21 protein-coding genes and 1 pseudogene are annotated in these 22,321 nt (G+C 41.2%); 2 read left to right on the top strand and 20 right to left on the bottom strand.

What is annotated here, in order from left to right; all coding sequences use genetic code 11:
* Positions 1 to 7 precede the first annotated feature (7 nt).
* From RM049_RS20665 to RM049_RS20625, 9 genes and pseudogenes are all read right to left on the bottom strand, one after another.
* Complete coding sequence (locus RM049_RS20665; protein WP_322705500.1) at positions 8 to 793, bottom strand: hypothetical protein; 786 nt, start codon at positions 791 to 793, stop codon at positions 8 to 10.
* A pseudogene (locus RM049_RS20660) lies at positions 792 to 902 on the bottom strand (four helix bundle protein); the annotation flags it as partial. The pseudogene RM049_RS20660 and the gene RM049_RS20665, both read right to left, overlap by 2 nt.
* Positions 903 to 911: 9 nt before the next feature.
* Entirely contained in the window at positions 912 to 2,063 is a 1,152-nt protein-coding gene (locus tag RM049_RS20655; protein ID WP_322705499.1) for a hypothetical protein, read from the bottom strand.
* 69 nt (positions 2,064 to 2,132) lie between these two features.
* Positions 2,133 to 2,864, bottom strand: coding sequence for a hypothetical protein (locus tag RM049_RS20650; protein WP_322705498.1), 732 nt, complete (start codon positions 2,862 to 2,864; stop codon positions 2,133 to 2,135).
* A gap of 113 nt (positions 2,865 to 2,977) precedes the next feature.
* Positions 2,978 to 5,806, bottom strand: a complete 2,829-nt coding sequence (locus RM049_RS20645; protein WP_322705497.1) for a hypothetical protein — start codon at positions 5,804 to 5,806, stop codon at positions 2,978 to 2,980.
* A 191-nt stretch (positions 5,807 to 5,997) separates the two neighbouring features.
* Positions 5,998 to 6,333 (bottom strand): hypothetical protein, encoded by a 336-nt coding sequence (locus RM049_RS20640; RefSeq protein WP_322705496.1) that lies wholly within the window; start codon positions 6,331 to 6,333, stop codon positions 5,998 to 6,000.
* A gap of 93 nt (positions 6,334 to 6,426) precedes the next feature.
* Positions 6,427 to 7,029 carry a hypothetical protein gene (locus tag RM049_RS20635; RefSeq protein WP_322705495.1) on the bottom strand — a complete coding sequence of 201 codons (603 nt, stop codon included), beginning with the start codon at positions 7,027 to 7,029 and terminating at the stop codon, positions 6,427 to 6,429.
* Positions 7,030 to 7,429: 400 nt separating this feature from the next.
* Positions 7,430 to 7,987, bottom strand: coding sequence for a DUF192 domain-containing protein (locus RM049_RS20630; RefSeq protein WP_322705494.1), 558 nt, complete (start codon positions 7,985 to 7,987; stop codon positions 7,430 to 7,432).
* Positions 7,988 to 8,349: 362 nt separating this feature from the next.
* Positions 8,350 to 9,987, bottom strand: coding sequence for an ATP-binding protein (locus tag RM049_RS20625; RefSeq protein WP_322705518.1), 1,638 nt, complete (start codon positions 9,985 to 9,987; stop codon positions 8,350 to 8,352).
* A gap of 182 nt (positions 9,988 to 10,169) precedes the next feature.
* Here RM049_RS20625 and RM049_RS20620 point away from each other — a divergent pair, with 182 nt between their 5' ends.
* Positions 10,170 to 10,748, top strand: a complete 579-nt coding sequence (locus RM049_RS20620) for a hypothetical protein (protein WP_322705493.1) — start codon at positions 10,170 to 10,172, stop codon at positions 10,746 to 10,748.
* A 112-nt stretch (positions 10,749 to 10,860) separates the two neighbouring features.
* On the opposite strand, the gene RM049_RS20615 is transcribed toward RM049_RS20620, so the two are convergent.
* From RM049_RS20615 to RM049_RS20570, 10 genes are all read right to left on the bottom strand, one after another.
* Complete coding sequence (locus RM049_RS20615; protein WP_322705492.1) at positions 10,861 to 11,529, bottom strand: methyltransferase; 669 nt, start codon at positions 11,527 to 11,529, stop codon at positions 10,861 to 10,863.
* A gap of 99 nt (positions 11,530 to 11,628) precedes the next feature.
* A complete protein-coding gene (locus RM049_RS20610; RefSeq protein ID WP_322705491.1) occupies positions 11,629 to 12,435 on the bottom strand; it encodes a class I SAM-dependent methyltransferase in 807 nt (268 codons plus the stop codon).
* 33 nt (positions 12,436 to 12,468) lie between these two features.
* Positions 12,469 to 13,232, bottom strand: a protein-coding gene (locus tag RM049_RS20605; RefSeq protein ID WP_416212652.1) for an IS5 family transposase whose coding sequence is annotated in 2 segments (ribosomal slippage) — positions 12,469 to 12,902 and positions 12,902 to 13,232 — 765 coding nt in all. Because the reading frame shifts where the segments join, the coding sequence is not laid out codon by codon here.
* Positions 13,233 to 13,329: 97 nt separating this feature from the next.
* Positions 13,330 to 15,336, bottom strand: coding sequence for a LirA/MavJ family T4SS effector (locus RM049_RS20600; protein WP_322705489.1), 2,007 nt, complete (start codon positions 15,334 to 15,336; stop codon positions 13,330 to 13,332).
* A gap of 51 nt (positions 15,337 to 15,387) precedes the next feature.
* The gene (locus RM049_RS20595) at positions 15,388 to 15,852 is read right to left on the bottom strand and encodes a hypothetical protein (protein WP_322705488.1); all 465 of its coding nucleotides are present in this window, start codon (positions 15,850 to 15,852) and stop codon (positions 15,388 to 15,390) included.
* A 10-nt stretch (positions 15,853 to 15,862) separates the two neighbouring features.
* The gene (locus tag RM049_RS20590; RefSeq protein WP_322705487.1) at positions 15,863 to 16,474 is read right to left on the bottom strand and encodes a siphovirus Gp157 family protein; all 612 of its coding nucleotides are present in this window, start codon (positions 16,472 to 16,474) and stop codon (positions 15,863 to 15,865) included.
* Positions 16,475 to 16,561: 87 nt separating this feature from the next.
* A complete protein-coding gene (locus RM049_RS20585; RefSeq protein WP_322705486.1) occupies positions 16,562 to 16,729 on the bottom strand; it encodes a hypothetical protein in 168 nt (55 codons plus the stop codon).
* An 815-nt stretch (positions 16,730 to 17,544) separates the two neighbouring features.
* The gene (locus tag RM049_RS20580) at positions 17,545 to 18,084 is read right to left on the bottom strand and encodes a hypothetical protein (RefSeq protein WP_322705485.1); all 540 of its coding nucleotides are present in this window, start codon (positions 18,082 to 18,084) and stop codon (positions 17,545 to 17,547) included.
* 22 nt (positions 18,085 to 18,106) lie between these two features.
* Positions 18,107 to 18,655 (bottom strand): GNAT family N-acetyltransferase, encoded by a 549-nt coding sequence (locus tag RM049_RS20575; protein WP_322705484.1) that lies wholly within the window; start codon positions 18,653 to 18,655, stop codon positions 18,107 to 18,109.
* 27 nt (positions 18,656 to 18,682) lie between these two features.
* On the bottom strand, positions 18,683 to 19,195 hold the full coding sequence (locus tag RM049_RS20570; RefSeq protein ID WP_322705483.1) for a hypothetical protein: 513 nt from the start codon (positions 19,193 to 19,195) through the stop codon (positions 18,683 to 18,685).
* Positions 19,196 to 19,766: 571 nt separating this feature from the next.
* Between RM049_RS20570 and RM049_RS20565 the strand changes: the two genes are divergently transcribed.
* Positions 19,767 to 20,321, top strand: coding sequence for a hypothetical protein (locus RM049_RS20565; RefSeq protein WP_322705482.1), 555 nt, complete (start codon positions 19,767 to 19,769; stop codon positions 20,319 to 20,321).
* A gap of 88 nt (positions 20,322 to 20,409) precedes the next feature.
* On the opposite strand, the gene RM049_RS20560 is transcribed toward RM049_RS20565, so the two are convergent.
* Positions 20,410 to 21,477, bottom strand: a complete 1,068-nt coding sequence (locus RM049_RS20560) for a tyrosine-type recombinase/integrase (RefSeq protein ID WP_094351907.1) — start codon at positions 21,475 to 21,477, stop codon at positions 20,410 to 20,412.
* Positions 21,478 to 22,321 lie beyond the last annotated feature (844 nt).

Genomic DNA, 22,321 nt, shown 5'->3' with positions numbered 1-22,321 from the left:
CTAATTACTAATTATTTTCTTTTTTGCCGAGATTATAATCAACAATTTGAGTAATTTCTAAACCTGGCTCTCGTACTAAATAAATTTTTTTATCAAGTTCAGTTGGCTTGTTTGGTAACTTGGGAGTATCGATAGCTTCGACAGTAATTGTTTTGTTAAAGGCAATTCCTTTACCTTGATTTTCATTTCTATCAAAGCTTACAAGCGTACCGATATAATCAACCTCCCACTTTCCATCCTTGATTTTTCTGGGTTGAGAAATATGGCGGGTGACGAGTGAGACTTGAACTTCACCGTAAAATACACCATTTGGGACAATTTCTGCTAATTTTTTGAGGAAGTTTGCCCGAAAATCTTGATTTTCAGATAGTGCAAATGCAGCTTCCCAAGCTCTAGTCGGAATTCTTTTTCTACTATTTTTTGTTGTTTGAACATCTATTCCTTTATCAGGCTTGGTAACGTTTTCGCCATTCTCTGTTGCTTCGATTATTCCGTTCCAACCGAACATTTTAATCATGCTATCTGAGATAAAGCGTTTGATAGTTTCGTCTTCGCGTTCGTTGGGAGCAGCAAATCTACCAGGTGAAATAGAGCCATCTTGGAGTTGAACAACCGTCATACCTTTGACATGACGATTTGTACTAGAACTCATACCAATATTTACAATTTGCAATAGGATAGATAAAATAGTTGCTCCTGCTGTTATAGTGATTGCCATTGCAATAGGTGTAGAGGTAGATTGACCGTAACTGAGGAGGCGGGCTGGTTGAGATTTAGACTTAGGTTTAAGCATATATTTCCGATTTAGGGAACTCACTACTAAATTGATATACTAATAAAACAAACTGATGTGCTTTTTGCCAAACTATCAAATATTGAAATGTCTTGGCTGATTCCTTAATTCTGACTAATTACTTTTTAACTTTAATTTTGGAACTAACAAATTTGGTGGCATTGACAGCAACCGTAGCAGTTGTACTTGCTCCACCTGTAGCGATTCCTGCTGCAATTTCAGAGCCAAATGCTACTGTTTTACCTAATCCTGTCCAAACAGCTATTCCACCACCTGCGGCTAATGCAGATGAAAGAATAGGAGAAACCAACCCAACAAAAAGGAGAAATATCATCGGTTGGTTTTGTTCAGAATTAGCAATAAGTTGTCCGCACAAACCAATAATCATGTTGAAGCAAAGTTTTGCCATTCCAACGGTGAAATAACCCGTTAGCCAAGCGAAAATAGGTTTCGCGCCAAAAGGGAGTAGTGAACCGCCTATTGCCAATGGGCCAAGTAGGGCAGTTAAAAGCATCGTGAATTCGATACCCCACTGGTAAGCGTTATTTAGGGCGAGGAGGATGACTGCAACAAATCCGGTAATCATCGAGCCGATTGTACTGGTGATAGAATTACCAATCTTTTCGGCAATTTGACCGGGGGAGAGGTCGTTGAGCGCATCTTTGGCATCAGATAAAGCCTGAAGTGGGTTAAACTCCCAACTACCGCTATCGGGGGCTTCTCCTTTGAATAGATCGGGCGCAGAGGTTTTGAGTTCTGCTTCTGCCTGTTGCAAGCAGGTGATTGAATCTTGCGTGTTACCAGGGATTGAGCGGCATCTTTCCATTGCTGCCCCTACTTGCTGCTGGAGGGCAATATTGCCGACTGCTCGATTGAATGCTACTTCTAGGTTGGTTCCAGCAGCGGTAAATTCAAGAATGTCACTATTGACAGTATTAATGTATCCTCGTATTGCGAGTGTTCCACTTCTGAGCAAAGTGCCATTGTTAGCTAGTAGCCCGATAACCAGGATGGGCCATATCCAACTGGAGAGAGCTTTCATATCCTCTTGATTTATCCAGTTTTTGCCTAACTCAACCATAAAAAGAGTGAGTGTGGCGATCGCAAAAAACTGACCAACTTTGCACATTGAGCCATATAAGCTGCCGTTAAGGGTTTCCTGCCAAAGTTCATTGAAACCTTCAGCTACTAGTTGCGCTCCAGCGGCGGCATTTTCTAAAATGTCTTGTCCAAAAAATGGGTCGGTTGCAATTATGAGGTGTTCTAACATAGCACTTAGTTAACAGGCGTGAAGGTTTGGTCATCTCTGCAATTGAGATGACCAAATAATTAGAGTGAATTATTGCCCAGCAGTAGTTTTGAGACTGCTAAACCCGCTGATTTCGATGTACTGGGCACTGATACCGTCCATCATCAGGTTTTGACGACGGCGATCGCTTGCCCCCTGTTCGGCAAGTTGACTTAGCATCAAGTTAGTTTGCTGGACATCGTGCCGTGCTTGCAGTCCGTCGGTGCGGGATTGTCCCAACATTGAGACAATTTGCGAGTTTTGGGCAGCAATTACCTTGAGGATGTTTTGTGAAGCATCCATTGCCTGTGCAGATTCCGCGAGTTCTTTGGACTCAGCTACAGTTTGTTCAGTTGCTTCTATTTCATTTTTGGTACGTTCCTGACCGATTTCCCCTAAGACGCTGGCGATCGTAGCGCGGGTGGTTTCTCTCTCCAGTTCGTTAGCTGCACCTACAGCACCTTCAACTGTGTTACTTTCATTCCAGTTACCCTTTTCCTTGAGTTGCTCTTTGAGCTTTTCTGCTGAATTTACTGGGTCTGGCATATCCATACTGCCAGTCTGAATAGCAGTTTTAGCTTCGCTTTTCATCCCACCCCATTCATTAGCTGCTGCGGTGAGTTCGTTTTTGGTTTCCTCAAAATAGTTATTGAATTTGCCTAAAACCTTGAAAAAATCGTCAATTGAAAAGGCATAACTGGGTGCTGTACCGAGTAAAGTAACCAGACCAATGATTGACCCGATTATTACTCCTTTCTTAGTAAACTTGAACTTTTGTCTCATACTTTTGGTGGATAAAATAACCAATGTGGCAATTAAACTTAAGCCACTTTTTTATGATTTATTGATTTTTCTTTTTACCAGTCCAGATTATTTGTTAGTTTGTCTTATATAATTTATGCTGACTTTAATTGCTGATTGTTATTTTTATCCAGTAAATGTTGTGCTTCTTGGCTTAACTCATCTCCCCGAAGTGTCTGTATGTATGCCTCAGAAAATCTCACCATACCCAGCATTGGATTATCAGCATATTTATTGAGGAAGAGAGTGCGTAATTCTTGCTCGTTTGGGTTATTTGCTACTGCTGCGAGTAAGCAATAAGCAGGGTAATACCTACAGAAAGTAAGTTTGCCATTATCGTCAAGTAACCACTGTGAGTAGATACTTTCGCGTTTTGGAAAGAATGCTTCGGTACTATTGCGTGAGATAATTTCATAAGGGTATTTAAACCTGTTAACAAATGGGTCAACAGCTGATGTTTGAATCCGACCGATAAGGCGGGTTGTGATGTTAGCAAATATTTTAGAGGCAGACTTACTTTGGAAAATACTTTCTGGCTCTTGGGCAGATAAAATTACACGTATACCTGCTTTTGCACCGTTGGCGCAGAGTCTACCAATTAGCTCGGCTATGCTGTCAAAACTAAATAAAATCGGCGCTTCGTCTAAGAAAAATATTGATACTTTAGATGATAAAGCTCTACGTAATGCTGCGGAATAGGCGCTAAGGGCAAGGACTGCTGCATCAGCTTCACTCCCAAGCGATCGCAGTGCAAATACCAGTAGTCGGGCGTCAGTTTTAAAGCTAGATGGATTGGCGATTGATTGTCCAACTCGTGAGTTTAACCAGAACTTTAATCGCAATCTGATTTGGTCAAGAGCATCGAGAATTTCTTTACTATTATTGGTGATTGAATCGAGTTTGATAAACCCAGGCGAACAATAATTATAGAAATCTTTAAGTGTTGGAATATCTGCCCATTCACTTGTTCCTAATCCATTCTCTAGCGCTAGCTTATACCGAAGTTTAATATCTTCATCGTTGTAGAAAGTTTCAATTGTGATTGTAATGATACTTTCGATATTTGATACCATTGTCGGACTTACCCCTACAGGGTTTGTCCCTAGTACCATTATCATTAATGTGGATTTCAAGAATTCCTTGAAATCAGTCATCCTTTCCTTAATAAGTTCAGGTTCATACCCCCTTAAATCTGGTAATTCAAATAGGTTGTTCGATTCTTTACTAATATCGAAATATGCCCCTTCTTCTCCCATAAATTTGGTATAGTCGGTAAACGTACTAGTACCATCGGGTTTGGGATAATCAAGTGCAATTACGGGAATGTCTTGAGCTAAGGCAGGTGTTAATAGACCTGCTACTAAGACAGATTTACCAGCACGGGTAGTACCAAAAATAGCGAGATTTTTGTGCTGCTTGTACAAGTCGAGATGTACTGGAGTTCCTCCCTCTTCAGCAATTAGCTCAAACCCGGATTTATCTCCCGTAGCTGTTCTGACTATCGGCATGAGTCCGGGAACTTCTGATGAGAAATAGGGGAGGCGACGGTTAAAGGGTCTTGTAAGTAGGTTTTCCCAGACAATAGGTACAGATTGTAACCATGTCTTCCAAGCATACTCAATTTCTCTATCAACTACGGCAGGTCGCAAGAAGCAGCTAGAAAGGTATTGGCAAGCTTCATCAAGTTTTTGACGACTATGACGATGGACACAAAAAACAACAGCAGTATGGATCGGGAGACTGCCTCTGAGGATAGTTTCTTGTGCCTTAACTGCCTCCTCAATGTTCATATTGGCTTTTACGTCAATTGACCCCTTCTCGGAAGACATGGCGCTGGAGGTAATTGACTGTTTGGTAATCCGTTGAAGGGCAGTTTTGGCGAGTCCCTGGTTGGCTTTAGATAGCTGGCAGATAATCTCAGTATCGGAGATTTTTTCTTTGGATATTACCTCCCAGAGGTATCGAAGCTGGGCGTATTCGTCTACCCACCCTTGGGGCTTTTCGCTAAATTGCAGGACACCGATATACTTGTCTTGTAGTCTTACCCAGCTGCGATCGAGAAACGGGACAGATTTTTCGTTCTCCAGCATCAGGTGGCGAATGTGGAAATCGCTGCTTTGAACTTCTCGAAGCCCTTCTTCATCTAATATGAGGGGATTGGGAAGTTTGGGTGCGTCGCTACGGTTAAACTGACTCCAAAGAATTGACCATACTTCCTCACTTGTGACTGCTCGTACTGAAAGCCCCATTGAGTTAGTAAAAAGTTGTTCCCACCGTTGAAACCCAGAGGTAAAACTATCCCGTAAGATTGTTTCGATTCGTTCTTGCCGAACACCGTGGATTTGACCAGTAAATTGGAACCAGGCGTTCTGCAACTGTTTGATAGTTTTTTCAATCGCATCATTTGAGCGACTGTCTTCAGAAGCCAGGACACTATAGGTACACCAGAAACGTAAGAACTTGTTTTTACGGGTTCCTGCTTCGGTAAGTTCTCTCGTTCGCAGACGTTCCGATCGCACTAATAAAGTTAATTGCTCTAGATCGCATTTATCCTCTATCTTTTTTAGTTCCTGCTGCCGGAGAAAGTCATCAGTGAACGAACCAAGGTGAATTGTTAAGGTTTCTCGTTCGGGAAGTTCTTTGAGTCCGCCCTCAATATTGTCAAAAATGGGGAGAATCTGTTCTTCTGGTAAGGATGGGTGAATTCCTTGTACGTCAAAGCAGAACTTGATTTGAATATCTTCTTTTTTCTGGAGAATAAGTGCGCCGATATCTCTACGACCAGCAAGCGAGATACTTGCAATCCCGGCTAAATGGGTAATATCCTCAAACGGTGTCAGGTTTTTGACAACACCTAATTGTTCGGTATCGAGAGATTTTTTCCCAATTTTGTGCTTAATTTTCGTTGAGGCGGTCGAACTCATAGCCTGTAGTTTCGTTCGGTGATATTTCTTAATGAGAAGTCAGAATTCAGAATTCAGAACAAGAAAGTGGGGATTTAAACCCGTTTATTCAGATGCTCGCGGACTCGCTAACGCTGCGCTATCTACCAGTCACACAGAATTCAGAACTGAATTCTGGCTCCTGACTCCTGAATTCTTTTTTACCAGAAGCTTTATCTGCGTTTTTTAAGCTGGCGCTTTTTCTTGGGTTGAGGTTGTAGAGGATTAACGAGGGAGACAAATGGTTTATAGCCACGGGTGATGCGAGGCGTGCCGACAAACTTACCGAAAAAGGCTTTGTTGGAACTTACTGTCCACCAGGTTGCCCATCCCCAGGCGGTTACAATTCCGGTTGCAAGCCAAGAAGCTTGCATAAAACCCTTGACTACCATGTAGGAGATGAGAGCGATCGCACTCCAGGGAACAATTTGGTCGGCGGGGAATGGCCCGAGGCGTAGTTGGTCTCCTAATACACGGTTGACAGTACGAAATTCCCGAACTCTTGTCATGATTGCGAAAGGCAAAAGTCAGCTTTTGAAATCTTGATGAGTGGCACTTGTGGAATTGTGCCACTCGTGGTGGCTTTTTTGACGAGTGGCTCCTCAGCCTGTTACCAGCCCTGCAAGCAAATCTCCAACTACAACTGTGAGGGCAACGATAATTGGTGTACGGGCGATTGTTTGCCAATCCTCGTCGTTTCTGGCTGATTGAACGACCCGGATCAGACCAATACCAAGGTAAATTAAGAACAAACCGCGCAGTACTGCGAATACGTATTTAATGATGTCTGCGTCAACACCTGTAAAATACTCTGTGAAAAAGTCCTCTGCGTTTTGCATGAACTGGGCGTTTGCAGGTGCAGCGGCCATATCCAACATAAATACTACACCTACCAAGCAGAACAAGACGGTATAGATATTGATGCCATACTTGCGTTGCCATTTCTCAAAGTTGGAAAGTAGCAAGTTTGCTTCCTTGGGTAGTAACGCTACAATGCCAGTTCCAAAGGCCAGCGATGCCATTACCATGTGATGAATGGAGATATCTGCAATCATCAAGCCAGTACCAACTGCCATTAGTCCGGCGATGCTGGCGTTTTCTTTCCAGTTGCGACGGCGACGGGTGGGAGCGGGGTATCCGTATTCTTCGTAGGAAGGAATGCGATCGCGGTCGTTGCTAAAATTAGATTCGTAGTCTGTTCTCATAAAAAAAATAGATGATTTTGGAAATTACTGGATGAAACTTTGTAGGGGTAATTACGACTGAGTTACTGCTTTATTCCGTTGGCGGAGTCTGCCCCTAGTACATAGTTTGAATTGGAGTAAATCTCTGCTCCAACTTCTCGCTTGTAAACCTATTTTATGAGACTAATATCCGTAAAAGCATCTAAGAATTTTCCATTTTTAAACACTATGTTTTTCAGTAAATCATTAGTAAAAAATTAGAAAAATTGGATTGACAACTTTCAACATTTAAATCAGTGGTTTATTTCATAATGTTTGACCCCCGATATAGACTATATCGGGGGTCAGTAATTGATATGTGAGGTAGTGTAATTACGGTGGCTTACCGTTAATTTACCCAGTGAAATAAATTGTCCGTCAATTAATTCTGCGTTTCATTTGGGTTGAAGTCGAAATGGAGCTTCTTGCCTACTTTGAGGTTGAGGGTTTTGGTAGTGTTAGCAGGTAGTTCGATAACTTGGTTAACAGGATAGATGGAATCGTACTTAGGACAGGTTTTTGTTTTGCAGGGGGGAGCCGCCTCTACGATTGATTTAATAACTCCGTCTTGGAGAAATATCATATCTAGAGGAATATACGTATCCTGCATCCAAAGTTTAACTTTTTCAGGTTTTTTGAGGACAAATAGCATTCCGTGATTTTCGGGAATAGAGTCACGAAATTTGAGTCCGTGAGCATATTCTTTTCTATCGTCTGCTAGTTCGAGTTGAACTGTTTGATTATTACTGGTAAAGGTTGCATCAATAGGTAGATACTGGGGCTGGCGAGTCCAAAAGTATAGTGGTAGGGGTGAGAGGGCAGCAGTAAAACCAGCAATTGGCCCAACGATATTGAGAATTTTGAAAAATAGACTTTTTTCTGGATTTTGTGCTTGTTTCGTTTGAATGTTGGTTTGAGCGGTTTGTCTTGTAACTTCCATAGTTTTAGATAAATAAAGTAGTAGAGTGGTTAGAAATGGCAAGCATTATGAACTTTTGAAATGTTTTGGCTACATTTGCTTTCGTTCAAACATGGTGAAACTTTGAATTGATTTATGATGTTTACAAAGAAGTAGTCAGAACTCAGGAGCGGAGCCGGAGAAGCTCTGCCTCCGGTCAGAATTCAGGAGAAAGCTTGCGTAAGGCTTGAGGACTTTGTACGAATGACTCTTAACTGTTGGTTTAAAGCCTCATCAGAGTTGTTAAGCAAAACAAAAAAGTTTTTTTAACCACCAGCGCGAAACTCCTTCCTTTATGGCTGAAGTTTTTCTGACTCCTGAATTCTGTATTCTGGCTCCTTTCATTAGCTGAAAATATCGATATTACCAACAGCAAACTTGCTTTCATCGAGAGGACTACTAGGTAAAGCTTGTTGGTCAGCTTTGTTACGCATCGACTCGACTTTATCGGCTTCGCGGATGGCAAGCGGGTTAATCTGGCGGCGTTCTTCTAGTAATGCCTCGATTGTTAGTTCAAGTGTGGGGACTTGGCTTTCTGAGTAGGTATCTTCTATTACTGTTTCGCAGAATATGGTACTAGCGGCGCGTTCTACAATTGTCTGGATTTCTGCACCTACACACCGATTGGTGGCTTTAAGAATTCTGCGCCACTGTTCCTCGCTCCAGGGGTCGCCGCCATTGCGAAAACGTTCGTCAAATCGGGCAGCGTGCAGTTTGAAGATACTATATCTTTCCCCATTATTGGGCAGGTCTACTTTAAATAAATAGTCAAACCGTCCAGCACGGGTGAGTTCGGGTGGCAGCCATTCCATTCGGTTGACTGAGGCGATGACCAATACATCTGACGTGCGCTCTTGCATCCATGTCAACAGCTGGCCAGCAAGCCGTTTGGCGAGGTCATCCTCTCCGGCGAAGCCTTTATCGAAGTCGTCGAAGTACAAAATTACTTGGTTGAACCTATCTGCCAGTCGCAACAAGCGTTTGAGTTTCATTTCTGCTTGGTTGCCAAAACTTCTAAAGTTGCCCCAATCGACCATGATAAGGGGAATACCCATATTCTGGGAACAGGCTTTTGCTGAGTGTGATTTTCCTGTCCCCGGTGGCCCCACAAGCATAATCCCTTTGGGTACACGGAGATTGTATTGTTTGGCACGCGGGGTAAGCAATCGCTTGAATTTTTTGAATGACTGCTGCATAATTTCCAATCCTCCAAGCTGGACTTTTGGCGGAGGTAAGAATTCAATGTCATACAAGCGGTTGAGCAGTTGAATTTTTTTTGATAGCAGAAGCTTGGCTATCTCACTGGAATTTCCTAAATCATGATTTTTACTAATATCGTTTAGGCAATACATAATATCAGAAATATACAAACCAACACTAGCGTTAGCAATTTCTAAATAGTCTTGATCTGTATATGTTAAAGAAAAAATTTTGCTTTTGATTAAACTATCAATAATTTCTTGTGCATCTGGTAGTTCTTGACTCCATAGGGGAATTTCTGCCGCTATTTCGCTTGCTATTTCCGCGTTGGCTCCTAGTAAGATAGTAGTTTTACCACTATCTTTGGTATGAAATTTGATATTTATTAACGACGACTTAATCCATTCTGATATAAAAATAAAATCAGATTCTTTAGGTATGCTTTCTTTTATCCAAGGAAAAATATTTTCAACGATTAATACTCCGCTACCAGAATAAAACTTCCAAAAATTGAGTACTTGAAAATAGTCTTCTTTATTTTGTTTTATGGAAGGTTTATAGTCGTCAAACTCTCGAAGAACGAGATTTTCTTCGGCGCTGACGGCTAGTTCTTTAATACTGTCCTCGCTGAGATTCCAGATGTAGGCTTTTTTGCCTGCTTGCTGACAGTAAGTAATGATCTGGGTGAGGAAGCGGTGACGTTCTTGGAGGGGAGATTCGCAGGCGATGATTGGATAGTTGTCCGCAAGAAGGTCTTCTAGATAGTCAAAGCTAGACTTCATCTCAGTTGCTTGTAGCGTACTCAGAAGTAATCTTATCCAGAAGAGATGCTGTACGAGAACTGATAATTTTCTAATTCTTGCGTCCATAAATTAGAAAAAAGTTGATTTACTTTCAGTATTTTGTTGATTGTGTAATCGCGTTGTGAATTTAGATAATTGCAGTATGAAGAGTTAGTGCGAGTATGGCAAAGACACCAGAATATCCAATTGTTGTTATCCCAGAGTTAGTTAAAGAAAAAAAACAGTTTACCCCTTTAGTTTTTCCTTCTGGACAGGGAGATGCACCAATCGGGGCAAGTGAGGGGCTGTTTGAAAATGTTCTCAAACACTATTTTGGTGAAATTGTTTCTCCCCAGCAGGTGATGCTTCCTCCAGGGCATCGACTACCATTTACGGCTGATTTTCTGATGATTGAACCAAATACTGGCTTACACATAGATTTGGAGATTGATGAGCCAATTTCGTTTGCAACTCTTAAGCCTACCCACTGTATCGGCGAGGATGATTACCGAAACAAGTGTTTTGTCGATGCCAACTGGCTAGTCATCCGGTTTGCAGAAGAACAAGTCTCGTCTCAGCCAGAACGCTGCGCTCGATTTATTGCTGGTGCGATCGCTCAACTAACGGGTAATGATACTTATCGCCAAAAGCTACTTCATGTAGAGAAAGTTACTCCTATGCGTCAGTGGTCTGCACGTCAAGCTTCCAAATTAAAGAAGAGTGATTACCGCCAAGGCTATCTTGTTCAGAGGAGAAACTAAGGATGTGAAAAAGTATTCAATAGAACGTTCCTGTTGAGCGGACGGGCTAAAGGTATTGGCTTTAGCCCGTCCGCTCCAACAGGAACGTTCTATTGCTGGCAAAGCTTTGGATTTATTTCTTTGATGAAACTACTGCATGTAGACCAACCCATCCTCCTACTAATGGGACTGTTTCGATGTGTTGTAATCCCCCTGCCTCGATCATCTCCAAAAAATCAAGTCGAGGGGGACGAGGTCTTACGTCCCAAGACTTGATGCCTGAGCCAGATGGTTCTGTTTCATCTGGCTTCCACTCAAGAAGAATAACAATACCACTAGGCTTTAAATATTGAGCAATTCCCTTGTAAAATTTCCAGTGAGTGCGCCAACCTGGATCGCTTTCTAAACCAGAGGTATCCCCTTGGTCTTTGAATGACCAAGGTGGGTTTCCAACTACAAGGTCAAACTTAGATTCTTTAGGTAATGTTTCTAAGTTATCACCACAGTATGCAGAGCATTGTTGCGATAAATTGTTTAGCAAGAGATTATTATTAATAGATTTGATAGCTATAGGATTTATATCTGTAAAAGTTATCTTACGAGCAATTCCTTCACTTATGAGATGAAAGCCAATAAAGCCAGGACCAGAAAATACCTCCAAAGCATCCTCTGAAATTATTCCAAATCTCTCATTTATGTACTTTGATAGAATTGGTGCATGGACTGTACCGCCTGCATTCAAATGAGACTGATACTTTATTTGTATTTTTCCAGTTGTCCACAAAAGTTCGGAATTTTGCATAAAACCAAATGAGTTTTTGTGTAAATTTATTAGACCATCGAAACATATAATCTTAGGATAAAGATATTCAACTATATCTTTGAACTCATAGATAAAGTTTTAAAGTGGCTTGCCCTTCAAACCTACAAGAACCGCGAAGTGCATTTTCCTCCATATACAAGCACTTATAAATCCAGCTAAATTCATAAATTTAAGATGCTGAACTTCAGAAAGATTTAAACTTGCATAACTTGGTGTTTCATCTAGCTTCCATCCTTCAGATTTAAGCTTTGAAATCTCAGAACTAAATTTCAATTTATCATCTGATTCAATATCAGTTAATACCTCAATAATTTCTGGCATTTGAGCTTTATCTTTCTCTGACATATAATGCTCAGGTCCCATAATTTTATAAAAGGTTGTAAAACTTTCCTTGAGAAGGATAGGACTAAAAGCCTGTTGGTTCAGAAAGACAGCATTAGAGTTCAGCAGATTAAACAAAATTTCATAAAACGGAGCAACCAGATCAGGTTTTAAGTGGAAAAGCGAGTTATTAGAGACAATAACATCATATTTACCTAAATCCCGTTCCCAATTTAGGAAGTTATAGTTACGATGAAATACCTGTATATGAAATCCAAGATTTTCTATTCTTTCTTTAGCTATTCTTAAAAATGTATAACTCGAATCCATGAGTGAAAATCTGGTTTTGCTACTCGGTCTTTTTTGATAGAAATCAAAAGCTAGATGTCCCGGCCCAGAGCCAATATCTAAAACGTGGATATCATCTCCTACGGCATCAAGAGTTGCACAAAATATGGGATAAGTTTCTTCCTTATAGTATCCGTAGGGCAAAGATGAATAGCGATAAGCTAATTCTCCATCGTTTAGGTCAAACTTTGAAATAATCTTCTCTAAGTTATCCATCTTGATTTTTCCAATATGTCTTAGGGCGTGTCATCAGTTAAGCCAAATCACAGTAGCAGCGAGGTAAATTGCACCGAGAAAATTGACCTTGCGTTTGTCATAACGGGTGGCAATCGCTCTGTACTGCTTGAGTCGGGCAAAAAAGTTCTCAATTAAATGCCGGGCTTTGTACAGGTCTTTGTCATAATCACGTACAGTGGTGCGGTTGCACTTCGACGGAATCACGGCAGTTTTACCTTGAGCCTCAAGAACCTCGATCACGCGCGCATCCGCATCGTAACCTTTATCTGCCAGCACAGTGTCTGCGCTCAGGTGAGGCAATAGCACATCTGAACCATCCAGGTCACAGGCTTGCCCTGGTGTGAGATGAAAGCTGATCGGATTGCCCAAGGCATCCACGACCGCATGAATCTTAGTACTCAACCCCCCTTTGCTTCGTCCAATCGCTTCCCTGTCTGCATCCCCCCCTTTGCACCCCCACTGTGCTGATGGGCGCGGACTATGCTCGAGTCAATCATGGCATATTCGTTGTCTGCATCATCGGCTAATACCTCAAAGACTCGTTGCCACACCCCACTTTTTGCCCAGCGACTAAACCGCGTGTGTACCACTCGGAAGTCCCCAAACCGTTCGGGTAAGTCTCGCCACGGGATACCTGCTCGGTAGCGATATAACACGGCTTCCACAAACGACCGATTGTCTTTCGCTGTCCCACCGACATGACCTTCTCGTCCCGGCAATAGGTCTTTGAGGCGCTCCCACTGATCTTCCCGGAGGGTATAACGGCGGCAAGTCATGGCTCTATAATCCTTCTAAAATCTTTTCTCTGTTTACTTTACCTTCCTTTACATCAACTGATGACAGACCCTAATACAGTGTAAGAATTAACAATTATTATGGAAAAGCTATGCCTGCTGTAGTCCAAGTGCTAACTTTAGACGTATTAAGATTTAATCGGCTTCTAACTTTAAGCATATCTATTATTTCTTGACTTAATAAACTCTCATCAGTCCGAATAAGACAGCCGATACTATTACCCTGCTCATCACTCATCATTGATAATAGTTGTCTTCCATGCTTATCAACCTGCCGTAATATGCTTAGAGTGCGAGCATACGGTGCAACTTCTTCCAATGCATTTGCAAGAGGTTGATTTTTTGAAGGTTTTACTAAAAGAATTGAACGATGTAAATTTTCGCACGGTATAAGTTGTGGATTATTATAGAATTCAGACACAACTTTAACAGCAATTACAGCTTCAAAGAAGAAAGAGCGAAGTTTGGATGCTACATGATTAAGGTCATGGAAATGAATGGATTGACTTTCAAGTTTTTTATCAATTACTTCCCACTCGTCAGAACAAATGAGACAACCCCATCTTAATCGCTTATCTGTAATAAAAGCAGACTTGGGATCTGAAGGTGGATCTAATTGGGTTAGATAGCGTTCGAGCCAAATATCTAAATTACTTACATTATTAATATCTAAGGAGTTGATACAAGAATTCGTCCTTAACGACTTTTCTGCTGGCTGACGACTTATTAATGTAATAAACCTTTGAATTACACGAGGATTCGGATGAAAATTCATGAGCGCCATGTAAGCCTGTTCAGCATAATGTAGTTCATCTTCATGCTGCTCAGGGTAGCTCACAGATAAGGTAGACTGCGGATCATTCTCTGTCGCATATTTATCAAAGCGATCGAATAAGAATCGCCAAAGATCAACGTTAAACTTAGCATTTGGGTTATTAGTGCTATCAAAAAGTCCGCTACGCGCTGTACAATATAGCTCTAAAGCTGAGTAATTAAAACCTTCTACAATCGCAGTCGTATGTCTCTTGGTTATTAAGTGAATAATAGCGTGCCACTGAAGTCGATGAGTGAATCCTCCATGACATGAGCGCACACCAATATCATTAATAGCATAAGCATATGTAACCAATTGACTAAAAGTTGATGAAGATAGTACTCCAATTGGAATTGCTTGAATTGTTGGAAAATGTGCTTGCTCTTCAAAAAATTCTAACGCTTCCAGCAATTCTGCATCAGCGTTTCGCTTCAGATAATCTTCTATGTGCTGAAGGTAGGTGAAGAATAATCTCTTATTTCTGAAAAGTCGTTGTATACGAGAAAAATCATTAAGCCACTTAAAAAGACCATCCTTACGCCTGAAATTGTAATTGTAGTTTAATTGGTCGCAAGCTATGATATAATTGTGTTCAATACACCTCAATATATTGGTGTTAATATCAGTAATTTTAGATACGCTAGGTTTAGCAAAAACCAATACTTCAACGGTATAAGTTTGATAATACCAATTAGCAAAATCCTCAACTCCCCAATAATTTGCAATTCGCTTAGAGAAAGCATAATCTGTTTCTTCTAAGGTAGAACCATTCACATTTTGAAGGTGAAAAATCTCCTCTCTTTTTAGGCTCTCCTGATACAGGAGACGGCTTTGATTATTCCCATATTGAGTAGATGTATCCATTACTTGGATTTTAGAGTTATTGTTTAAGCCACCTTGATAAATACGAAGCGTTATAGAAGAAATTTCTTCTATTCCATAAACTTGTACTGGTATAACTAATACTTGTTCGTAAGGAATAAATTTTAACTTTGCAACTGATGAAACTTCACCTGAAATATAACCTATCCTAACTGAAGTTGTTTCATCAGTTCCTATGTCACTGAGTTTTTTGAGTCTTGCACTATTAGAAAAATTTGAGGTAAACGCCAGAAATCTTTGCGTACAATTATAAGAAGCAGAATAATTACTACTTGGGTACGTCGGTGGTACAATCATTCTGCCAAACTCATCCACGTTGTATATACCATCCCAAAGTAGCGAAATTGAAGTCCCGCTAGGCTCTACTTGACATAACTTCTTCTCAATCATAAATTTCTTGGCATCAAGATCGGCACTTTTTCGTGGAACAAAAATATTATCTTATAGCAAGTAAAGTATCTCTCGTTCTATGTAATCCTCAAACAGCACATTTGGATTGATTTTTAAGGCAGCACTATAAGATTCTTCAGCTTTTAATGATAAAGAAAAGAACGACTCAAAACAAAAGATGCTATCTAAATCATATAATTGATAGTATCCAGAAGATAGCCTACTTAGCATCACTTCTTTAGTCAAAGCAATTTTCTGACTTGCACCAGGCCCATTAGTTACAGAAATAGAACGTTTCACATAAAAATGAAGTGTTTTTCCAAAATGAAAGCAGCGATCACATTTGGCAAAAAGTTTTAGTAAAAAGTCCACATCTGTTACACAAGGTAAACTGGGATCAAACCTTGGATCTGCAACTCGACGATCGTATACAAGCATAGAATCGCTAGAGAAGTTAGTAAATTTGTAATCTCGACTTGTGAGAATAACATTAGATCCTTCACCAACTGTTCTCAAAGGCTGATGATTAATTGTCAGTAGTTGGAGAGCGCAAGAGATTATTGGATAACATTTTAACTGTGCAACAGCTAACTCTAGTTTGTATAGTTACCTCGGCAAAATTGCTAATATCTTTACTAGATTTATAGGCTTCAATAATTGCCTTATTATTAGCTTGGTACTTAATAACTCTAAATTCATCAGGAAAATCTTCATCATCTACCTCTACTAGTAAGTTAGCGACTTTTGGTGGGTTATCCCTGATTTCAATTACCCTTTCTTTACCGATGTTTTTGTCACTGATTAATCCAATCTCGTGTAGGTGGATGAGGGTGCGCTTGATTTGTTCAAGTTGAGTTTTGCGACGTGAAATTACCCGGTCGTGGAGTTCGGCTACTCGCGCTTTTCTTTCCTCCCAGGTTTCAAGGTCAAGATTTAACTGGTCAACTACCCAGGCGATCGCATCGATTTTGGTTTCGATACCATCTTGAACACCCATAAGTTCTTGTAAGAGTTGTTCTATATTACCCTGTTCGCCTAACTCGCCTGCTTCTTCTATCTGTGACCAAAGTTTAGCAGCATCTAGGCTTAATTCTTTGAGAGTGAGTTGGTTGATTTCGCGTTCAATTGCTGAAGTCATAATTTACTTTTGATATAAAAAACAACTAGCAGTTAGTTGCTACTAGTTGTTGACTAAGAAGAGTTGATGCTTGAAAGGAGATTGAATTTAGTATCCGTACTGCAAGTGATAGTAGTCTGATTTTTCTTGTGCTAATTCTGCTTCGTAGTCGTAGTAATCTGCTTCGCTTATGAAGGTGCTTGTTTGTTGAATTTGCTGTGTATATTTTACTAATTTTTGGTTAGTTTTTGGGTTAGAACTCGTAGTAGTTTTCATGTCTATACAACTTCAATTTTTCAACGAAGTTGTTGCGTCAGCAAATGTTGTGATGTTGACTTATAAAGATAATATTTATCTTTTACCTTTATCATAACTATCTACTATTAATTTGTCTTAAACTACTGGCTTTTCTACCACAAAGATAGTTGTCCTGGTGATACATTTCCCCGTCTGCGTGTATGAAATAGCATATGACAAGCTGTTTATATAGACAACAAAAATCTATTCTACAACGTAGAAAAAACAACAACAACAGCCCTAATTCTTGCGTTAGGGTAGAAACAAATTAATTTCCACAACGTAGAAAATGACCAAGGTTCAATGGGCGAGATACCCTCACAGAAAGGAACGATTTAGCTATGTCTTCGACCCTGAAACCTCCCTACCCATAAAGCCAATCCAGAGTTTTTTGAACTACTTATAGAAAGAGTTGTCATGGGTTACGTTGTAGAAGAATTTAACCGAAGTCAGTCACATCAAGGCTTTTACAACGTGGATTCTACATAAGCCACTGCATAAAGCCGCGAGATTTTCTGCTCGATTGTCCTCGGGCGTATAATTGCGGTGGTGAACCACTAACGTTTTAATGCTGCGTTCTCTACGAATCGCACCCATCTCTTTTATCAGTTGGACGTAAGCATTGCATACCGCAGCGCGTGCATTTCCAGTCTGATTTGGATTTGACCTCAAGTGCGATATTATCCCAGTTTGAAGAATAGCGACTGCGGTTTTTACCAGTCATCAATCAGTTCCTTTTGGGTTGCAGAAAACTAATTTCGATTTAATTTGACGCGATATTATTGTGATTATATTTACGCAGAAAGTTTTCCGGAAAAATTCACCTGTGACATAACTTGTGTGCGTATTGAATTAGCAGCCTTCTCTGCAATTTCTTCTCTATCAGAATCAGTAAGAACTACTGCAAGTAGCGATTTGAGAGCTTCGCGGTTAGATATAAACTCTTCACCGTATAAATCATCTTGCAACAAAGTAGCTTCCAAGTGAGGTATTAACTCAGGTGTAGGAGATAGCAACCGCTCTTTAATGCGTGCCCTTGCAGTCTCTGTTGCAGAAGTTGTACCTATACCTAAATCCCATGTTTCAATTATTAGCCTGACTTCGCGGTTGAGAGATACACGCAGCGTTGATAAGCGACCAAATAAAGGAAGGTTGAGCATTAAAGGTGGTAATGCATTACCCCAATCCAAACCAGCGCCAATCGTACAATTTGCTTCATCTTCGATGCAAACAGCCTCTTCGAGCCATCCTTTACCAAAAAGTAAATCTATAGCTTCTTGGGTTGTTATTGACTCGTTTGCCTCAGAATTATCCTTTTGCTGTTGATGATTCATAAATTTTTACCCGGTTCAGCCCTTATTTTCGTCTCAATACACCATACTCAAAGTAGACTAAATTATCATATTCTTCTTCCGAACCGCAGTTCAACATATTTTGTTTTTCGTAAAATCCTTCAGACCTTGGTAAGGAATGCAACCCAATTCTACCTTCATACCCTAACTCAACACTTCTAATTCTTGCGAAATTTAATAGTGCTTGACCAACACCTTTGAATTGAGGCGGACGCTGAATCTCGATTCGGTTAGTGGGGGCAGTGGCAATACCATCAACATAAACTAGCCTCTTACCAATATTTAACCGAGAACCGTGCATTTGCGTTTCTATTATCATTAATCCTTGAGTTTTGTTTTCGCACTCAACTGCGTAACCTTCAAGATTTTCTTGATTGGCAATATATCTTAATTTGAATATCCAATCCCAGTATTTATCTTCTTGACTAAATAACCTTAAGCTTTCTACCCAATAATTGACATAATCATCAACATGTCTTTGGACTAAATCTACCAAATAGGCTTCAACAGATGTATTATCAACACCCCTTTTTAACTCGATTTTTCGCTGCACCTAAAGCTCCTAATTGTCAACTGATTATTAAAGCTTGTGACTGCTATTTGACTGGTAGATAAAAGAGTAAATATGAATGCGTATATCAATAGCTTTATGCCAACCAGCAAGCACAGCATCATCTGAAATATCTCCAAGAACTACCAAACCATCTTCTTTATCCATATAGTAAGGTAAAGGTTCAGCGCTCAACCAACCATAAGCAATGGCTTCTTGGTCTCGCTCAAAAATTAAAACTTCTAAACTTTGTTCATACCTTGAATAGTAGTAAGGTAAATAGCAGGCTGGATACTCTCTTAGAGATTCACGATTAACTGTGTATGATTGCCAACGCAGTTGCTCTCCCTTGATTTCTTTTGGATTACCTTCTAGCCAATCATAGAGCTTTTTAGCTTGCCGCAATGCGTGGTCTTTGCCTGCAAAAACGACGTTGGGAAGAAAAATATCGCCGTCAAAATGCACCGCAACGTCAAATAAATCTTCATCTTCATCTTCTGCTTCTGTTACCTCAATGATTCCAGCCTTATATAGTTCGGCCATTTCCCTACATTGCTAGCTCTACCCCTACATGGTTAAAATTTTAGCTAGTTACAGAATAATCAGAACACTCTGTTGGTTCTAGCCCACCTATGAAACCTAGCCCACCTATGAAACTAATCAACGCAAAGGGACGCTAGAATTTCAACCAAATATGAGGTGATGTCTTAAGTTCACTTCTTAAACTGGGACGATCTCTTTCGGATAGTGCGCTTATGTATCGGCACTAGGGAGTAATGAGTATACGGACAGCGAGGGGAAGTGCGTCAACGCTACCTTTGAAGGTCAACACGCCAGGTCTAAATAGCAAGTGCGATGGCGTAACCGCCATGAGCCGGTGGCGATCGCTCTAGTAATAACGTAGCGTGTGCGCGGCGTACAGGCAAGCGATTTATGGACGGATGCCTGGAGCGGGGTAAAGCACCTAACAGAAATTGTTGAACTTTATTATTCCTCTACAGCAGATTGTTTCTAAATGTAACAATCTTTCAAAATATGGACACAATTAATACTCAGTAAATTACAGCTTTGCGCCAAACCTTTTACAATATATCGATATCAAAAATGATATCAAATGCCTGACCAAAAGTCCCCACCAAGCGAGATGATTCGTGTGCCCGTTCCACTAATTAAGGTGGTTCGGCGACTATCAAAACTACACAGGCAGGGTCATACAATTGCCTTGCTGCAAGCCTTAGAGGAATTACTAATAAAATTTGATATCAATAATGATATCGATGTAACGGCAGGCAGTAAATCAGTCAAACAGCTAGAGAAAAAGCTGGAGAAACTGGAATCCCATCTTGCCGATCAAGGCTCCTCGGTGGAAACAAAACTTGAAGCTATCACCAAAAAGCTGGAGCTAATCGAACGGGCAATCGCCTCTGGGAGATTGGGCAACAACAAACCGCGAAGACAAGTGCACCCATACCAACAAACACAAGTTGAATTACAACCCAGGACAAACGAAAGTCTTGCCCCAAGACTCGGTGTTAGCCCCCAAAGCCTGATTGCTGAAAGAGAAAACAAGAGCGCCAAAGAATTTTTGAGTTGGTCTCGTAACCGCGATCCAATGAGCGTGGGTTGGGAATGGAATGCTCTTGACGAACTGTATCATCCGCTCAGGTGACGCAAGCGTTCACATTTCTGGGGTAGTGGCGCGATGGGCTACGTGGCGATCGCCGCTAATTTCTAATCGGGGCATGTCTCACAAAGCCTCAGCGATATCGTTTGAGGTTAAGAGAGCTAGCTTCATCTTCACCTACGTGTAGATAGTTGTCTATCGTGATTTTCCCTGACGAGTGGCCCAGTGTTTTAGTGATGATGTGAATAGGCGTGTTTTTAGCAGCATGGGTGGCGTGACTGTGCCGCAACCAGTGTGGGGAGGGGATGCGACTTAACCCTGCTACTTCGGCAATGGATTTGATGATGCGGCGGATGTGGCGATCGCAAATGGGTTCACCCGTTTTTTGGCTTGTGAAAAGCGGCTCGGTTTTGTCTTTAGTATGTTGTCGATTAGCCAAAAGGTATTGGTAAAGTTCTATTGGTATGGGAACATCGCGCTCCTTGTCTCCTTTGCCTACCACTTTAATGTAAGGTAGCCCGGACTGATTTGAATGCATGGTAGCCCAGGTTAAACCACTCTCACCTACCCGAATAGCACCGTAGTAAAAAAGCTCCAGAATTAGTTGGTTGCGTTGCGCTTGTATCTTTTTGTGAGGAGTGGGGGCTTGTTCTACAACTTGTGCAGCTGCATCGAATAGGATTTCAATCTCAGTCTCAGTCAGGGTGCGCTCCTTAATCTTTTTGCGCTCCGGAGGTACTTTCAACAACATTGCAGGGTTGGCCCGCAAGTAGCCTACATCGCAAGCGTAGCGCAGAAAGCTTTTAAGGGAAGCAAGGCGACGGCGGACGGAAGCACGAGCAATTTCCCCTGTTTTCTCTTTTTTAAGTAGGTGGGCTTTGTAATTGTCTACATCTTCTTTGGTGGTGGTGTGCAGGTTTAAATTATCTAAGTCTGGATAGTCAATGCCTAGTCGCCACTGAACAAAGTGCATCACGTCATTTCGGTATGCCCGCACAGTTTGCTCTGACTCCCTACTTGTGAGCCAACTAGAAAACAATTCGCTGGTGGTTTCCGCCCCAGTGATTTTGGGTGTGCCAGTTGCCTGTACCACCGCTTCGACTGTTGCTTTGATCACCGCTAGTTGTTCCGGTGATAACTGAGCGAGCGCCACCCCTAATTCTTCTGTATCTACACCTGCGTCTGTACGTGATAACGTCATCACACAGCCTCAAAATAATACGCGGGATGAAGCGGGTTTATCCGCCCCAAAAAAATGTCCGATAACGTTTGTTCCCAGACATTTTTAGTCTCATTCTACTCCTCCTTGCTACTCCTCCTTGCTACTCTACTCACTACTAACAAAAAGGGTTTTGCCAAATTAATTGAAATGTTAACTTGTGTGAACGCACGAGTCGGTTTTCTGATACTCAAGAGCAAGGGCCTTCATCAGGCACAGTATCCAAAACTACTCTTGTCATAGACATCCTGAAATTAATTCACCGCCCGTGTTTGTTCCGGAAGCTGGTGCTGTTAGCTTCTTCCCAAGCCGCAGCATCTGAACGGGAGCAACTGTTTATTGATGTGATGGTCTCCGACCGACCGGAGGTCATCGCGAGAAGGCGGGGCGTAAGCCCATCGCACCAATAAAGTGCAGATAAACTGCGTCTACTTTGAAACCCATAGTTTTTCTTAATCGGGTTTTACTCCCAAATCCTATACTTTCGCCTGTTAAGAGTTCCCTCTTGAAAAACTCCAGTTTTCAACTTGGACGAGGTTTAATTCTCGTGAAAGCGCAATTTACCTACCTTGGTACGCCGTAAAATCCATCGTGTCAAGTCTAATTTGTTATTTAAATCCGAAAATCCTTTTCTAGTAAAGGCTACAGGTTTTAGGGGTAGACGGTAATTACCAACCCACAGAACCTGTGTTTTGAAAATCCCTTGCGCTGCGATGGCACAAAGCGCCTACGGTGGGCGATCGCAGCACAATTAGGCTTTGCCTAGAGACTGGCATTCTAGAAAACGCCTATAATCTCTTTTTAGATGACAATTAATTGTTAAGTG

Origin of the sequence: Nostoc sp. DedQUE04, from assembly GCF_034530995.1 — a bacterium.
Classification (GTDB): domain Bacteria; phylum Cyanobacteriota; class Cyanobacteriia; order Cyanobacteriales; family Nostocaceae; genus Nostoc.
This window is presented reverse-complemented; position numbering and strand designations above follow the sequence as displayed.

Bases quoted from the DNA above. Each gene is read 5' to 3' on its own strand.
- RM049_RS20585 (WP_322705486.1), bottom strand. From the start codon at position 16,729: ATGAAAACTACTACGAGTTCTAACCCAAAAACTAACCAAAAATTAGTA.
- RM049_RS20665 (WP_322705500.1), bottom strand. From the start codon at position 793: ATGCTTAAACCTAAGTCTAAATCTCAACCAGCCCGCCTCCTCAGTTAC.
- RM049_RS20630 (WP_322705494.1), bottom strand. From the start codon at position 7,987: ATGGAAGTTACAAGACAAACCGCTCAAACCAACATTCAAACGAAACAA.
- RM049_RS20615 (WP_322705492.1), bottom strand. From the start codon at position 11,529: ATGCAAAATTCCGAACTTTTGTGGACAACTGGAAAAATACAAATAAAG.
- RM049_RS20570 (WP_322705483.1), bottom strand. From the start codon at position 19,195: ATGGCCGAACTATATAAGGCTGGAATCATTGAGGTAACAGAAGCAGAA.
- RM049_RS20620 (WP_322705493.1), top strand. From the start codon at position 10,170: ATGGCAAAGACACCAGAATATCCAATTGTTGTTATCCCAGAGTTAGTT.
- RM049_RS20645 (WP_322705497.1), bottom strand. From the start codon at position 5,806: ATGAGTTCGACCGCCTCAACGAAAATTAAGCACAAAATTGGGAAAAAA.
- RM049_RS20650 (WP_322705498.1), bottom strand. From the start codon at position 2,864: ATGAGACAAAAGTTCAAGTTTACTAAGAAAGGAGTAATAATCGGGTCA.
- RM049_RS20590 (WP_322705487.1), bottom strand. From the start codon at position 16,474: ATGACTTCAGCAATTGAACGCGAAATCAACCAACTCACTCTCAAAGAA.
- RM049_RS20610 (WP_322705491.1), bottom strand. From the start codon at position 12,435: ATGGATAACTTAGAGAAGATTATTTCAAAGTTTGACCTAAACGATGGA.
- RM049_RS20560 (WP_094351907.1), bottom strand. From the start codon at position 21,477: ATGACGTTATCACGTACAGACGCAGGTGTAGATACAGAAGAATTAGGG.
- RM049_RS20655 (WP_322705499.1), bottom strand. From the start codon at position 2,063: ATGTTAGAACACCTCATAATTGCAACCGACCCATTTTTTGGACAAGAC.
- RM049_RS20600 (WP_322705489.1), bottom strand. From the start codon at position 15,336: ATGATTGAGAAGAAGTTATGTCAAGTAGAGCCTAGCGGGACTTCAATT.
- RM049_RS20625 (WP_322705518.1), bottom strand. From the start codon at position 9,987: ATGAAGTCTAGCTTTGACTATCTAGAAGACCTTCTTGCGGACAACTAT.
- RM049_RS20580 (WP_322705485.1), bottom strand. From the start codon at position 18,084: ATGAATCATCAACAGCAAAAGGATAATTCTGAGGCAAACGAGTCAATA.
- RM049_RS20565 (WP_322705482.1), top strand. From the start codon at position 19,767: ATGCCTGACCAAAAGTCCCCACCAAGCGAGATGATTCGTGTGCCCGTT.
- RM049_RS20640 (WP_322705496.1), bottom strand. From the start codon at position 6,333: ATGACAAGAGTTCGGGAATTTCGTACTGTCAACCGTGTATTAGGAGAC.
- RM049_RS20635 (WP_322705495.1), bottom strand. From the start codon at position 7,029: ATGAGAACAGACTACGAATCTAATTTTAGCAACGACCGCGATCGCATT.